Annotated in this window: 13 protein-coding genes, 1 other RNA gene and 1 pseudogene; 3 read left to right on the top strand and 12 right to left on the bottom strand. The window is 60.7% G+C overall.

Going from position 1 to position 13,942, the window contains the following annotated elements:
• Positions 1–33: 33 nt before the first annotated feature.
• The 9 genes from ACTF58_RS06920 to ACTF58_RS06880 form a co-directional block, all read right to left on the bottom strand.
• On the bottom strand, positions 34–1,812 hold the full coding sequence (locus tag ACTF58_RS06920; RefSeq protein WP_438991241.1) for an SLC13 family permease: 1,779 nt from the start codon (positions 1,810–1,812) through the stop codon (positions 34–36).
• Positions 1,813–1,860: 48 nt separating this feature from the next.
• Positions 1,861–2,757, bottom strand: coding sequence for a DMT family transporter (locus tag ACTF58_RS06915; RefSeq protein WP_438991240.1), 897 nt, complete (start codon positions 2,755–2,757; stop codon positions 1,861–1,863).
• Positions 2,754–3,566 carry a TIGR00282 family metallophosphoesterase gene (locus ACTF58_RS06910; protein ID WP_438991239.1) on the bottom strand — a complete coding sequence of 271 codons (813 nt, stop codon included), beginning with the start codon at positions 3,564–3,566 and terminating at the stop codon, positions 2,754–2,756. Before ACTF58_RS06910 ends, ACTF58_RS06915 begins: the two co-directional genes overlap by 4 nt.
• Before the next feature lie 27 nt (positions 3,567–3,593).
• Entirely contained in the window at positions 3,594–4,064 is a 471-nt protein-coding gene (locus ACTF58_RS06905) for an OsmC family protein (protein ID WP_438991238.1), read from the bottom strand.
• A 95-nt stretch (positions 4,065–4,159) separates the two neighbouring features.
• Positions 4,160–4,717, bottom strand: a complete 558-nt coding sequence (locus ACTF58_RS06900) for a 5-formyltetrahydrofolate cyclo-ligase (protein WP_438991237.1) — start codon at positions 4,715–4,717, stop codon at positions 4,160–4,162.
• Entirely contained in the window at positions 4,714–6,096 is a 1,383-nt protein-coding gene (gene mgtE / locus ACTF58_RS06895) for a magnesium transporter (RefSeq protein ID WP_438991236.1), read from the bottom strand. The genes ACTF58_RS06900 and mgtE overlap by 4 nt, the downstream gene beginning before the upstream one ends.
• 93 nt (positions 6,097–6,189) lie before the next feature.
• Complete coding sequence (locus ACTF58_RS06890) at positions 6,190–7,524, bottom strand: 8-oxoguanine deaminase (protein WP_438991235.1); 1,335 nt, start codon at positions 7,522–7,524, stop codon at positions 6,190–6,192.
• A gap of 97 nt (positions 7,525–7,621) precedes the next feature.
• Complete coding sequence (gene hisN / locus ACTF58_RS06885; RefSeq protein ID WP_438991234.1) at positions 7,622–8,419, bottom strand: histidinol-phosphatase; 798 nt, start codon at positions 8,417–8,419, stop codon at positions 7,622–7,624.
• Positions 8,420–8,534: 115 nt separating this feature from the next.
• Positions 8,535–8,906, bottom strand: coding sequence for a helix-turn-helix domain-containing protein (locus tag ACTF58_RS06880; protein WP_438991233.1), 372 nt, complete (start codon positions 8,904–8,906; stop codon positions 8,535–8,537).
• 391 nt (positions 8,907–9,297) lie between these two features.
• Here ACTF58_RS06880 and ACTF58_RS06875 point away from each other — a divergent pair, with 391 nt between their 5' ends.
• Complete coding sequence (locus tag ACTF58_RS06875; protein WP_438991279.1) at positions 9,298–10,257, top strand: NADPH:quinone oxidoreductase family protein; 960 nt, start codon at positions 9,298–9,300, stop codon at positions 10,255–10,257.
• 148 nt (positions 10,258–10,405) lie between these two features.
• Positions 10,406–11,140 carry a Bax inhibitor-1/YccA family protein gene (locus ACTF58_RS06870; protein ID WP_438991232.1) on the top strand — a complete coding sequence of 245 codons (735 nt, stop codon included), beginning with the start codon at positions 10,406–10,408 and terminating at the stop codon, positions 11,138–11,140.
• 249 nt (positions 11,141–11,389) lie between these two features.
• Here ACTF58_RS06870 and ACTF58_RS06865 read toward each other — a convergent pair whose 3' ends face one another.
• Complete coding sequence (locus ACTF58_RS06865) at positions 11,390–11,962, bottom strand: CIA30 family protein (protein ID WP_438991231.1); 573 nt, start codon at positions 11,960–11,962, stop codon at positions 11,390–11,392.
• Between the two features lie 249 nt (positions 11,963–12,211).
• Entirely contained in the window at positions 12,212–12,379 is a 168-nt protein-coding gene (gene rpmG, locus ACTF58_RS06860; protein WP_274961353.1) for a 50S ribosomal protein L33, read from the bottom strand.
• A gap of 157 nt (positions 12,380–12,536) precedes the next feature.
• On the opposite strand from rpmG, the pseudogene ACTF58_RS06855 reads away from it, so the two are divergent.
• Positions 12,537–13,331: pseudogene (locus ACTF58_RS06855) on the top strand (DMT family transporter); the annotation flags it as partial.
• A 68-nt stretch (positions 13,332–13,399) separates the two neighbouring features.
• On the opposite strand, the gene rnpB reads toward ACTF58_RS06855, so the two are convergent.
• Positions 13,400–13,794, bottom strand: an RNA gene (rnpB, locus tag ACTF58_RS06850) — RNase P RNA component class A.
• Positions 13,795–13,942 lie beyond the last annotated feature (148 nt).

Here is a 13,942-nt window from a genome sequence, read left to right as displayed (position 1 = left end):
GACCCCCAGGATATTTAGAGAAAGAAAAAGGGCTTAGAGAGGCCAGAGAAGCGGGATCAGCGCAGAGGCCAAAAGCCCGACCGAGAGATTGAGCGGGATCCCGACGCGCATAAAATCGGTAAATTTGTAGCCCCCGGGTCCATAGACCAGCATATTGGTCTGATAGCCGATCGGCGTTGCAAAGGAGGCGCTCGCCGCCACCATCACAGCCACCACAAGAGGGCGCGCATCAATCCCAAGCGCATCCGCCACCCCAATGGCCACGGGCGTCACCACAACAGCTACCGCATTGTTGCTGACAAGCTCGGTCAACACAGAGGTGAGCAGATAAATCGCCCAGACAATCAGAAACGGCGGCAAAACCGAGAGCAGCGGCGCAATCGCTCCGACAATCAGCTCAACAGCCCCCGTCGCCTGCAAGGCCGCACCAATCGCCAACATCGCAAAAATCAGGGCCAGCAAGCGTCCGTCGACAAAGGAGAAGGCTTCATCTGCATCAATACAGCGCGACAAAAGCACAACCGCGATCGCCAGAATGGCCAGAAAAAAGATCGGTGCCACGCCAAAGCCCGCCAACGCGACAAGCGCAATCAAAACCCCGATGGCCAAAGGCGCGTGCCCTCTGCGAAAGGCTTTTGCTTGAGGTTGGTTCACTTCCACAAGGTCCATATCGGCTGCCAGACGGTGAATGTCGTCGGGTGCCCCCTCCAGCAAAAGCGTGTCCCCGACGCGCACAATCAGCTCGTCCAGCTGGCGCCCGATGTTCTGGTTGCGACGATGCACCGCCAGCGGATAGACCCCGTAGCGCCGCCGCAAGCGCATCGCTCCCAGTTGCCGCCCGACCATCTTTGCCCCAGGCGTGATGAGCACCTCGACAGTGGTCGTTTCCACAGCCGAAACCTGATCCACCCGCTTGAGCTCCTTGTTGCGTTGCAAGCTCAAAAGCTCGGTCATCTCGGTGCGCAAGACCACACGGTCTCCGACCTGCAGGCTCACGCCCGCCAGATTGCGCCTGAGCGAGGCATCCCCGCGAATAACATCAATCAGGCGCACACCATCACGCTTGAACAGCTGCACCCCGGAGACCTCACGACCAATCAGATTGCTCTCCGCCGGGATCACCGCCTCGGTGAAAAACTTCATTTTCGAGCGGTTGCTCAGCAAGCTCGCCAAGCTGTCACGATCTGGCAGAAGCAAAGGCGCAATAAAGCGCAGGTAAACCATCCCCCAGATCACCAAAGCGATCCCCAAAGGCGTCACCTCAAAAATACTGAACGCCGCGAGCCCGCCCGCACGTGCCACACCATCGACAAGCAGGTTGGTCGATGTCCCGATCAGCGTCAGGGTGCCGCCCAGAATAGCCGCATAGGACAAAGGGATCAAAAGCTTGGAGGCCGACAGCCCCATGGTTTTGGCGAGCTGCACAAAAACAGGGATCATCACGACCACAACAGGCGTGTTAGACACCACAGCCGACGCCAGAACAACAAACCCCATCAACAAGCCAATCGCCAACGCAGGGCTGGTCAGCGCAAGCTTGTCCGCAATAGAGGTAAAGGCCTCCAACGCCCCCGTGCGCACCAGAGCACCCATCACAATAAACATCGCCGCGATTGTCCAGGGCGCAGGGTTTGACAAGACCTCAAGCGCGTTTTCATAAGGCAACAGCCCCAGAACAAGCATCAAGGCCGCACCCGCAATCGCCACAACCTCGGCCGGATAGGTTTCGCGCACAAAAAGCGCAAACATCCCCAGCACGACCAAGAGCGCCAAAGCCGCCTGCACCGTTTGGCTCAGTTCAAAAAAACCCATCCACTCACGCCCCTATTCACTCGTTACCCTATTGTCGTCCCTTATGGCCTAAGCCGCAAGCTCTTCTCTGTCGCGCGGCTGCACAAGGAACATCCCCAAAAGCATCAACCCCAAAGCGCCCCAAATATAGCCGGAATAGGCCTCCCCAAGGATCAACATAGCCCAACCTACCCCAAAGATGGTGACGAGATACGAAACCTGCGCCGCAAAAACAGCGCCCGCCCGCCCCACAAGCCAGACATAGCCCGCATAAACAAACGCATGGACAATCGAGCTGAGCACAAGGGCGCCCTCGGCGGCCCCGAAGCCGTTCAACGGGCTGACCCAATGGCCAAACCCGAGCGCCAATGGCAGGCTCAAAACCGCACCAAAGACCGACGCCCCAAACAAAACCTCAATCGGATCAAGCCCCGCCGTGCCAAATTTGCCAACAAAATTGCCCTCAAGCCCGTAGAAAAACGGCGCAATCAGCGCCAGTGGTATAAAAGCCACCATAGCACTCTCAGGCAGGCTTGCCTCTGGCCCCACCAATAGCGCCACGCCGCCAAGCCCAAGACCCAGCCCCAGAAGCCGCGCGGCGCTAAAGCGGTCCTGCCCCAACGCCAAAGCAACGGGAAAGGCAAACATCGGCACCATAGCAATCACAATCGACATGACCCCTGCGGGCAAATGCGCCGCCGCACGGTAACTCGCCGTGTTCGGCAGGATCGTCCCCAGAAGCGCAATCGCGAGATAAAGCACAATCTGCCTGCGCCCCAGCGCCAGCCGCCCGCCGCGCACCAAAACAATCGCGCCGAGTAAAACCGCCCCGATCACCATCTGCCAAAAGACAAGCCCAAGCGGTTGATGCCCGCTCGACACAGCGATTTTTGACAAAGGCGAGGTGATGCCCCAACCCGCCCCCATGACAAGGAGCGCAAGCATCGGCCACCAGTTGCGGCTCAAGGCGCGCTCTCCTGAAGCCGCCCGCCAATCCGCACAGGCGTCACCTTGAGTGCCTTGCCCGTGCGGTCATCGGTCTCCACATAAACGCCAGACAGCGTGGCCTCTTCGGTCGCAGGCGTGAAACGGCTCTTGGACATCCCTGTCACAAAACGGCGCATCGGCTCGGCCTTCTCCATCCCGATCACACTGAGATAATCGCCACACATCCCCGCATCGGTCAGATAGGCCGTCCCTTTGGGCAAAATCTGCGCATCCCCCGTCGGCACGTGCGTATGAGTGCCCACAACAAGGCTCGCACGCCCGTCGCAATAATGCCCCATCGCCATCTTTTCCGAGGTGGCCTCACAGTGAATATCAACAATCGCCGCCTGCACAGCGCCACCCAGAACATGGGTCTTCAGCACTGTTTCAATCTGCCCGAACGGGTCTTCAAAAGCGCGCTTCATAAAGACCTGCCCCAAGACCTGCGCCACCAAAATCTTGCGCCCCCGCCCGTCCTGAAAGACCCGCGCCCCAGCGCCGGGTGCCCCCTTGGCAAAATTGATTGGGCGCAGGATACGCGGCTCGCGGCTGATGAATTGCAACATATCTTTTTGGTCAAACGCATGGTCGCCAAGGGTCAGGCAATCCGCACCCGCCTCCAAAAGCGCCTTGGCGTGCTCTTCGCTCAAGCCCATTCCGTTGCTGGCGTTTTCGCCATTCACCACAACAAAATCAAGCCCCCACGCCGCGCGCAAGCCCGCAAGCCTCTCGCTCACAGCACGCCGCCCTGCGCGGCCCATAACATCTCCGAGAAATAGTATTTTCATGCCAAACCCATAGGCCGCAGGGCCACCTTATGCAATCACGTATCGCGCCTTATGGCTGACTGGAAAGGCCACAGAGCGCGCAACGAAGCAGACTTTGCCAATCTCGTGATGCACAGCCTCGGCGCAGGCAAGGTCCGTGCCCGCCGCCACAGTGATACGCGGACGCAACTCCGCACTCACAAACCGCCCCGCACCGCTGGCCTCGCTCTCGCCATGCCCCACAGGGTCATCCTCATATCCAAGCACAACAACCCCCGCCTCATGCGCCAGATGCAAATACCAAAGCATATGACAGGCCGATAGCGCCGCAATCAGCATATCTTCGGGGTTGTGCAGGCGCGGATCGCCGCCCAAAAGCGGATCATTAGAGCATTTAATCACAGGCTTGCCGGGCGTGCGCACCTCCCAAGTGCGCGCATAGCCTCTATAACGCGCGTTGCCCGTGCCCTGATTGCCGGTCCAGACCACCTTGGCGTCAAAATCATGCGCATGGCTCATGCTCCAGCCCTTCCTCTTTCTCTAAATATCCCCGCCGGAGGCAGCCCTTTTGAAGGGCGCAGGGCGGGCGGGTGGGCGCGCCCTGAAAAAGGGCTTCACACGGTGATAATCCCGCGCTCCGTCACGATCATATCGAGCGCTTGGTCGGTGGCCTCAAGCGGCAGCCCCTCAGCCTCTTGCGCCGCAAAAGCAAAGCCGATCGCCAGCGTCGCCCGTTTGGCGCGCAGCCCTTCCAGCGTGCGGTCATAAAACCCGCCGCCATAGCCAAGCCGCCCGCCTTGGCGGTCAAACGCCACCAGCGGCACAATCAAAATTTCAGGCTCAAAATAATCAAGCTGCGCCGGAATCATCGCCTTGAACGGCCCCTCGACAAGCGCACAATCAGGTTCCCATCGGGCAAACTTGAGTGCCTGCCCCGCCCCCTGAATGACGGGCACTCCGACAGGCCCATGCGCCGCCGCCTCTTCCATCGCCGCCAGTGGGTCGATCTCGGTTCTGATCGGCATAAAGCCCGACAAAGCCACGCCTCGGTGCCCCGCCAAAACTTCCGAAAGATAGCCCGCCTGCGCCTTGCCTGCGATCTCAAACGCCGCCTTGCGCCGCAGAAATGCCGCCTTGCGCGCCGCCGCCTTGGCCTCACTCAAATCGCTCATATCAACACCCATGCTGCCAATCCAAGGAAGGCAAAAAACCCGACCACATCTGTCACCGTGGTCACAAACGCCCCCGAAGCAAGCGCAGGATCAACCCCCGCCTTCTCCAAAGCAACAGGGATAACCGTGCCCGCAAATCCTGCGACCACCAGATTGATCACCATCGCCGCCGCGATCACCCCCCCCAACAGGGCCGAGGAGAACCACAGCAGACACACAACCCCCATCACCAGCGCAAAGATCGCCCCGTTGACCGCGCCCACAAGCACTTCACGGCGGATCACCCGCCAGACGTTGGATCCGGTCAAATCTTTCGTGGCAATCGCGCGCACCGCCACAGTGAGGCTCTGGGTGCCCGCGTTGCCCCCCATCGAGGCCACAATCGGCATCAAAACCGCCAGCGCCACGAAGTCGCTGATCACGCCTTCAAACTGGGCAATCACAAGGCTGGCCAGAACAGCCGTGACAAGGTTCACCGCCAGCCACGGAAAGCGCCGCTTCGTCGTGCTGATCACACGGTCGGTCAGGCTTCCTTCGCCCACACCCGCGAGGCGCAAGATATCTTCTTCATGTTCCTCATCCAGAACAACCATCGCGTCATCAATCGTGATCACGCCCACAAGCCGCCCCTCATCGTCCACAACAGGCGCCGAAATCAGGTGATACTGGTTAAACGCATAGGCCACATCGCCCTCGTCCTGATCGACAGGGATAATCTGGAAGACCTCTTCGGTGAGATCGCTCAAAGGCTGCTTGCGCGGCGCGCCCATAATGCGCCCCAGCGTGACATTGCCCACAGGGTGCATCCGCGGATCGACCAGAACCACATGATAAAACTGCTCTGGAAGGTCCTCCGAGGAGCGCATGAAATCAATCACATCGCCGACGCTCCAATGCTCGGGCGCCGCAACAACCTCGCGCTGCATCATCCGGCCCGCAGATTCCTCAGGATAGCTCAGCGCCTGACGCGCCACCATCGCATCCGCATCATCCAGCGCGCTGAAAATGGCGTCCTGCTGGGGCTGCTCAAGGTCTTCCAGAAGGTCGACCACATCATCAGATTCAAGCTCGCGCACCGCCTCGGCCAGAACCTCGGGGCGCAGCGCGGCAATCACATCCTCACGGATGCTCTCGTCCAGCTCCGACAGAATTTCCCCGTCAAACTCGACCCCATAAAGCTCGATCAGCGCATAACGCTCGCCCGAGCCGATCTGTTCGAGCAAATCCGCAATATCGGCCGCGTGCATAGGCTCCATGAGCGCAATCAGCTCATCGCGCGCGCCCGCTTCCACAGCCTCCAGAACAGCGTCCACGTCACGGCGGCTTAGCTCGTATACCTCGTCGTCCGGCTCGAATGTTTCGGTCTCGAAATCGCTCAAATCAGCCCCCCGTTCACTTGCCCACAACCTAAGCACAAGCCGCCACAGGGGCAATCGGTGAATCGCGGTTTCAGCGGCCTCATGACACGGATTCTAGCCCATCATTTTTTGCGCCAGCCTGTTTTGGCGCGCAACAATGCCCCCAAGGTCAAGATGCGGCATCTGCCCGTCCTGCACAATATGGCGCCCCTCCACAAACAAATCCTTCACCCGCGTTGGCCCCGCCAGCAACAGCGCAGCAGGGTCCCAGCTGCCCGCACTCTCAATGCCGCGGGTGTCCCAAAGCGCAATGTCTGCCCGTTTTCCAACCGCGATCTGCCCACAATCGTGGCGCCCGAGCACCTCTGCGCCGCCGCGCGTGGCAATCTCAAGCGCCTCGCGCGCGCTCATCGCATCGGCGCCCTTGGCGACCCGCTGCAACAGCATCCCTTGGCGCGCTTCCGCCATCATCTGCCCCGTGTCATTGCTCGCCGAGCCATCGACCCCAAGGCCGACCTTCACCCCCGCATCGCGCATCGCCCTGACAGGGGCAATCCCTGAGCCAAGGCGGCAGTTCGAGCACGGGCAATGCGCCACGCCCGTCCCGGAACGGGCAAATAAATCAATCTCCTGACCGTCAAGCTTCACGCAATGCGCGTGCCAGACATCTGGCCCCGTCCAGCCCAGATCTTCGGCATATTGCCCGGGGCGACAGCCGAATTTCTCAAGACTATAGGCCACATCCTCGTCATTTTCCGCCAAATGGGTGTGCAGCATCACGCCCTTGTCGCGCGCCAGAATGGCAGCGTCGCGCATCAGCTCACGGCTCACCGAAAACGGCGAGCACGGCGCAACCCCGACCCGCACCATCGCCCCCTCGCGGGCATCGTTGTGCGCGTCAATCACGCGAATACAATCCTCCAGAATATCGGCTTCGCGTTCCACCAGACTGTCGGGCGGCAATCCGCCGTCACTCTCGCCAATGCTCATAGCGCCGCGCGTCGGGTGAAACCTGAGGCCAACTTCGGCTGCCGCCGCAATTGTGTCATCAAGCCGTGATCCGTTGGGATAGAGATAAAGATGGTCCGAGCTCATGGTGCAGCCCGTCAAGGCCAGCTCCGCCAGCCCGACTTGCGCACTCACAAACATCTCCTCAGGGCCGAATTTGGCCCAGATCGGATAGAGCGTCTGGAGCCAGCCAAACAAAAGCGCATCCTGCCCACCGGGCACCGCGCGGGTGAGGCTCTGATAGAGATGATGGTGCGTGTTCACGAGACCAGGGGTGACAACACAGCCCGCCGCGTCAAGCACGCTGCCTTCTGTCGTAAGCCCGTGCCCCACAGCCGCAATCACGCCATCGCGGATCAAAATATCCGCGCCACGCAGCTCCTCGCGCCTGTCGTTCATGGTCAGAATATGGTCCGCGCCGCGGAGTAGTGTTTCGCGCATAAAGCCCCTCTTTCAGGTGCCCCCTCATCTGCTCAAAACAGGGCGCACTGGAAAAGGGCCGAGAAGCGCGCCCGCCTAGCCTAACGCATTATCAAGCTCAAGAAAAGCGCGAGAGAATCTCAAGCGCCGCCGCGTGTTGCTCTTGCCCCGCCGCCGCCAGAACGCGCCCGCCCTCATGGGCTTTGCCGCCCTGCCAGTCGGTGACAATCCCGCCCGCCGCCTCAATCAGCCCGATGGGCGCGCAGATGTCATAATTTGACAGCCCCGCTTCAATCACAAGGTCGATATGCCCCGCCGCCAGAAGTGCATAGGCATAACAATCCATGCCAAAGCGCGTCAGCTTGACCTGCTGCGCCACCGCCTCAAAGCCCGCGCGCTCGCTCGGGCTGCCAACTTCTGGGAAGGTCGTAAACAAAACCGCCTCGCCAAGCACACGGTTGCCGCGCACCCGCAAAGGCCTGTTGCCCATCGGCCCAGTCATCTGGGCCGCACCAAACCCGCCCCAAAAGCGTTCGCCCACATAGGGCTGATCGATCATACCAAAAATCGGGCCACTCGCATCGCAGAGCGAAATCAGCACACCCCAAGTTGGCGTGCCGGCCAAAAAGCCCCGCGTCCCGTCAATCGGATCAAGCACCCAAGTCAGCCCCGAGGCCCCCGTCTCTACGCCAAATTCCTCGCCGATAATGGCGTCCTCTGGCCGCAGATCCGCCAGAACCTTGCGCATGGCCCGCTCTGCCGCGCGGTCGGCCTCGGTTACGGGGTCAAACCCGTTAGAGAGCTTGTTGTCCGCGCTCAGATCGGAGGCGCGAAAATAGGGCAGAACACTGCCCCGTGCGGCCTCCGCCAGCACGTGTGCTGTGGTGACAATACCGTCTATTTCATGCTGCTGCATAAGCGCCCCCTGCCGCGTTTTGCAAAAGACCTGCCTCCAGCTCCCTCAAAACGCTCCTCGCGCAGTATGCCGCCGCTTGCCCATCGGGTGCAAGCCCTGGCGTGTCTTGGCCTGCTTAGGCCACGTCGCTCAAGACCCGCGCCAGATCAAACAGGCGTTTGCGCTGGTTTTCCGGGATGGCATAATAAGAGCGGATCAGCTCCATCGCCTCTTTGTCGCCCATCAAATCCGATGGCAGGCTTTCGCCCTTGTCCGCAGCGGCTGGCACCACATCCAAGCCCTCGAAGAAAAAAGACACAGGCACATCCAGAACTTCGGAAATATCCCAAAGCCGCGAGGCGCTGATACGGTTTGCGCCCGTTTCGTATTTCTGGATCTGTTGGAACTTGATGCCGACTTTCTCGGCCAGTTGCTGTTGTGTCATGCCAACCAGCCAGCGGCGATGCCGCACTCGTTTTCCTACATGAACGTCGACAGGATGCGCCATTTTTTACTCCTCAATTCTTACTCATACACTCAAAACGCCCAAGCCGCCAATCGGTTGACAGGCTCAGAGCCGCAGGGCCTTGGCAGGGATACCCAATTGGGCCGCAAAAACAAACACAAATTCTTGATCACCAGAGTGCACATCACGGGGAAACTACCGCATAAAGCTAAACAAACCCTTTCACACACGCATTACGCGTTTTGCTCGGTCATTTGTCAAGCTTGCGCCCGCAGCGCCTCTGTCCTGAGCTGCTTTACGCTCATTTTCCCCTAATTTTAAGGGGTTTCGCTTTCCCTAACGGCAGGTGCACTATCGGCTGGAAAACCCGCCAAATTCGCGCCAAACTGCTTGAAATAAAGTCAAAGGAGCCCCGATCATGAGCCAGAACACAATGCGCGCCTTACGTTGCATGACCAAAGGTCAACTTCCCCAGCTTGAGGAGATTTCCCGCCCCAACCCAGCCAAAGGCGAGTTGCGCATCAAGGTTTCAGCTTGCGGGTTAAACTTTGCCGATTTGCTCATGGTGCAAGGCAGCTATCAGGATACGCCGCCCTACCCCTTCACAATGGGCATGGAAGTGTCAGGCATTGTCGACGCCTTGGGCGAGGGCGTCAGCGGCCCCGCCGTCGGCACGCCGGTGATCGTGTTTGGCGGCCAGGGGGGCTTGGCAGAGTACGCCTGTTTTGACGCGGCCCGCGTCACCCCCTTGCCCGAGGGAGCCGATATGACGGAGGCCGCCGCGCTTCAGGTCGCCTATGGCACAAGCCATGTTGCGCTTGGCTACAAAGCCGGCCTCAAAGCCGGCGAAACCCTCCTTGTGCTCGGCGCCGCGGGCGGTGTCGGCCTCACAGCCGTCGAAATCGGCAAGCTCATGGGCGCCCGCGTCATTGCCTGCGCGCGCGGCGCAGACAAGCTCGCCGTTGCCCGTGCCGCAGGCGCCGATCACCTGATCGACACCGAAACCGACGATCTGCGCGACGCCGTGCGCGCCCTTGGCGGCGCAGATGTGGTCTATGACCCCGTCGGCGGCGACCTCTTCAAAGCCGCCCTGCGCGCCTGCAACCCCGAAGCGCGCCTCCTGACGATAGGCTTTGCCTCAGGCGATGTGCCCCAAATCCCTGCCAATATCCTTCTGGTCAAAAACCTCACCGTCATGGGCTTTTACTGGGGCGGCTACCTCGCCTTTGCCCCCGCCGTTGTCACAGAAAGCCTCGCCGAGCTGGTCGCGTGGCACGCCAGAGGCAAGATCAAACCCCACGTGAGCCACAGCCTGCCCCTCGCCGAGGCCAACGCCGGCATGGAGCTTTTGCGCGCCCGCAAATCCACAGGCAAGGTCGTGATCACGATTTAGAGCAGCACACCCTAAAAAATCGCACAAATCGCGACACAATCGCTAACGGTAATGCTTGAAAAAGCATCCCACCTCACCGATATTCACAGCGAGGGTTCTGTGAACAGGCAGAACCACACAACGCCTATGCAACTTCGGAGGCTTTAACATGGCAGAATACAACACGGTCCATTCCGGCGCGCAAACCTATGACGCCGCAATTGACCAAGGGCTTCGTGCCCATATGAACAAGGTCTACGGCCTGATGTCGGCCGCACTTCTTGCGACTTTTGCTTTGGCCTATATCGTGGCCCAAAGCCCGGGCGCTCAGCAGGTCTTGCTTGTGCCACCCATCGTTTACGCGGTGATCTTTGGACCGCTGGCCTTCGTTCTGGTCGCAAACTTTGCGTTCGAGCGTCTCAGCGTCGCCAGTATCAATCTGATCTTCTGGGCCTATGCCGGTCTCACAGGCGTGTCGCTCTCGGTGATCTTCATCATGTTCTCCATGTCCAGCGTGATCATGGGGCTGCTCTACACGGCGATTGCCTTCCTCGGCCTCAGCCTCACAGGCTACCTCACCAAGCGCAACCTCGGCCCCATCGGCCAGGTCGCCACAATGATGGCTTGGGGCATTGTAGCCGTCGCCATGTTCAGCTTCTTCACAGGCGGCATGGGCGCAGCAGGCGCATGGTGGATGAACCTCGCAATCCTCGGCGTCTTCGCCGTGCTCACAGCGACCTCCACACAGGACATCAAAAACACCTACCTCGGCGCGCGCCAGCATGGCGGCCAAGAGGCAGAGCTGTTCCTTGAAAAAGCCGCCATCATCGGCGCGCTGCAACTCTACATCAGCTTCATCGCAATGTTCCGCTCGATCATGTTCCTCTTCATGCCGCGCGACTGAGCAACACGCTATTGATCAAAGCCAAAGGGCCAGCCACCGCGCTGGCCCTTTTCTTTTGTCCTAGGCCACACAATAAGACGGCCTCTCGCCTGCCTTGGCCCGCGCCTCTGCCCGCGCCTCTGCCCTGCCTCTAGCGCTCGGGATCACACCAAGCGCTCTTCTCTGCGCCCTCATAGCCGCGCGCAGCCACGAAGCGGTTTAAGCCCTCGGCTTTGGCCTAGCCCCCCTCAAGTGGCTCGCCGCAAAACCCTACTCCCCTGAATAGGCCGCAATCCGCGCCACAGAGACATCCGCCGCATGGTCGCGCCCGTATGCCACCACAGCGATAGACGTCACAGCCCCCGCCGTGAGCTGCTTGCGCAAAAGCCGCCCCTCGGCCTTAAAGCTCGCAAACGGAATCCGCAGAGTGCTCCACTCTTGCCCCGCCTCAAACCGCGCCTGATAAAAGGTCCACGGCAGCACCGTGCCCCCCGTGCGGATATGGATATAATAGGCCTGCCCGTTGCCCCGCACGGTCAGCTCCAGCCCCTCTGCCTCCACAGGCAAAGCCTCAGACAGCGTCAAGCGCGCCTGAATAAAGCCGCCCCTGTTCTGCGTGCTCACATCACCCGTCAAATGCAGATAGCCCCGAGCCCCCTCGCGCTCCAGCGCCACAGCGCCCGTAGACACCCCGCCCATCACCTGATCGGAAATAAACGCCCAGCGTGCCTCGGGTGTTCCGCTAAAATCCTCAATCATCCGCTCGCTCCCGCCCGCAGCAACACCGCCCGCCACCACACCACAACACAAAACCGCCCGCACAAGATGTCCAAATCGACCCATTCCCAAATCCTCTCCTGCCTTTTTCTTTCCCTAAATATCCCGGGGGCGCGGGGGCTGGCCCCCGCTATATCCTGTGTGCGGGGGCTGGCCCCCGCTAAACCCTGCGTGCGGGGTCGGCCCGCGCCAATACCTGCGCGCAAAGACGGCTCCTTCAAAGACCTAAGCACGCCACTGCGCCCAGACCCCCAAGCAAAGAAAAAGGCCGCCCCAAACGGAACGGCCCAATCACATCAAAGTCAAACTCAAGGCTTACTTGATTTTGCCTTCTTTATATTCAACGTGCTTGCGCACAACGGGGTCATATTTACGAATAGACATTTTTTCCGTCATCGTGCGTGCGTTCTTCTTGGTCACATAAAAGTGGCCGGTGCCTGCGGTCGAGTTCAGGCGGATTTTGATCGTGGTTGGCTTCGCCATTGGGCTTCTCCTGCGGCTGGGTCTCGCAATCAGCTGCAGACCCGTGAATTCTCTTGAAGCCTGCCTTTTAAGGATCGCCGCGCCCGAGTCAACCGCAAAGCGCGCAGAAGCCATAATTTTGCTTTGCATCCCCCAAAAGAAGCCGCGAAAAGACAGCATGAAACACAGCTCCGCTCTCGCCCTCTGCGCCATTCTGGCCGCCGCCATCCTCTGGGGCACCACAGGCACCTTGCAGAGCTTTCTGCCCGACACCCGCGCGCCCCTCGTGGTCGGTGCCCTGAGGCTCGCCATCGGGGCGCTCTCGCTGCTCCTGCTCGCAAGCCTGACCCGCGGCGCTGTCGCGGCCCTTCGCAATGTGCCCAAAGCGCCGCTCCTCATCGCCGCCCTTGGTATGGCCGCCTACAACCTGCTCTTCTTTGCCGCCGTGGCCCGCGCGGGCGTCGGCCTTGGCACAGCAGTCACAATCGGCTCTGCCCCGCTCTGGGTCGCCGCCTATGACGCGCTGGTGCTGCGCCGCGCGCCAAGCCGCCGCAAAGCCCTCGGTCAGGCGCTTGCCATCACAGGCGCCGCCGCCCTCGTGCTCTCGGGCACAGAGAGCGGCGTCGCCCCGCTTGGCCTTCTGCTCGCTGCCGCCGCAGGCCTCAGCTACGCCAGCTACTCGCTCGCCTCCTCAAAAATGGTCGCCAAGGCCCCCGCAGCCACCATCGCCGCCAGCACCTTCACCCTCGCCGCCCTCATGACGACTCCGGTCTTCGCAATTGTTCCATGGGGCTGGGCGCTCACAGGCACAGCCCCCGCCACATTGCTCGCGCTCGGGGTCGGCTCCACAGGTCTGGCCTATGCGCTCTACACATGGGGCCTCAAATCGGTGCCCGCCTCAACAGCGGTCACACTGGCCCTCGCCGAACCGCTCACAGCCTGGGCGCTCGCCCTCCTTGTGGTCGGCGAAACCGCCACACCGCTCAAACTCGCAGGCGCCGCCCTGCTCTTGGCGGGTCTCTACGTGGTCACATCAGAAAAACGCGCGGAAAGCCTATAAGCCGGATCTTGTCCAAGCAGGTTGCCCCGCTCTGGATGACCATTCATCTCAAGGCGCTGTTGCCAACGCCCCTCTAGCTGCCAACCCGAACCTCAAAGCCAAGACGGCCCATATCGAGGTTCCTATTCGGCATTGCTCCCGGTGGGGTTTGCCATGCGAGGCCTGTTGCCAGCCCCCCGGTGGGCTCTTACCCCACCGTTTCACCCTTACTCCGCAGCATCGCACGCGATCCCTGCAAAGCGGTCTCTTCTCTGTGGCACTTTCCGTCAGGTTGCCCTGCCCGGGCGTTACCCGGCACCGTTGTCTTGTGGAGTCCGGACTTTCCTCTGCGAGCACCCGCTTGCAGATGTCTCGCAGCGGTCACCCAGCCTTCCGCGCCTGCGCCAGATAGAACGCCCCGCCGCGCCCGTCAATCGCCCAATCCAGACTTTCTTTTTGCAAAAAATATCCCGGGGGGGATGTTTCAAAAGCCACAAGGCGTTTGAAACGGGGGGGCAGCGCCCCCCGGCTGGGCGACGCCAAAG

This window comes from Lentibacter sp. (genome assembly GCF_965657785.1).
Taxonomy (GTDB): Bacteria; Pseudomonadota; Alphaproteobacteria; order Rhodobacterales; family Rhodobacteraceae; genus Lentibacter.
Note: the sequence above shows the minus strand (reverse complement) of the source record. Positions and strands in the feature narration are given on the sequence as shown.

What these genes read in the sequence shown, in the direction of transcription:
- ACTF58_RS06920 (WP_438991241.1), bottom strand. Translation starts at nt 1,812, where the DNA reads ATGGGTTTTTTTGAACTGAGCCAAACGGTGCAGGCGGCTTTGGCGCTC.
- ACTF58_RS06910 (WP_438991239.1), bottom strand. Translation starts at nt 3,566, where the DNA reads ATGAAAATACTATTTCTCGGAGATGTTATGGGCCGCGCAGGGCGGCGT.
- ACTF58_RS06905 (WP_438991238.1), bottom strand. Translation starts at nt 4,064, where the DNA reads ATGAGCCATGCGCATGATTTTGACGCCAAGGTGGTCTGGACCGGCAAT.
- ACTF58_RS06900 (WP_438991237.1), bottom strand. Translation starts at nt 4,717, where the DNA reads ATGAGCGATTTGAGTGAGGCCAAGGCGGCGGCGCGCAAGGCGGCATTT.
- ACTF58_RS06890 (WP_438991235.1), bottom strand. Translation starts at nt 7,524, where the DNA reads ATGCGCGAAACACTACTCCGCGGCGCGGACCATATTCTGACCATGAAC.
- hisN (WP_438991234.1), bottom strand. Translation starts at nt 8,419, where the DNA reads ATGCAGCAGCATGAAATAGACGGTATTGTCACCACAGCACACGTGCTG.
- ACTF58_RS06880 (WP_438991233.1), bottom strand. Translation starts at nt 8,906, where the DNA reads ATGGCGCATCCTGTCGACGTTCATGTAGGAAAACGAGTGCGGCATCGC.
- ACTF58_RS06875 (WP_438991279.1), top strand. Translation starts at nt 9,298, where the DNA reads ATGCGCGCCTTACGTTGCATGACCAAAGGTCAACTTCCCCAGCTTGAG.
- ACTF58_RS06870 (WP_438991232.1), top strand. Translation starts at nt 10,406, where the DNA reads ATGGCAGAATACAACACGGTCCATTCCGGCGCGCAAACCTATGACGCC.
- ACTF58_RS06865 (WP_438991231.1), bottom strand. Translation starts at nt 11,962, where the DNA reads ATGGGTCGATTTGGACATCTTGTGCGGGCGGTTTTGTGTTGTGGTGTG.
- rpmG (WP_274961353.1), bottom strand. Translation starts at nt 12,379, where the DNA reads ATGGCGAAGCCAACCACGATCAAAATCCGCCTGAACTCGACCGCAGGC.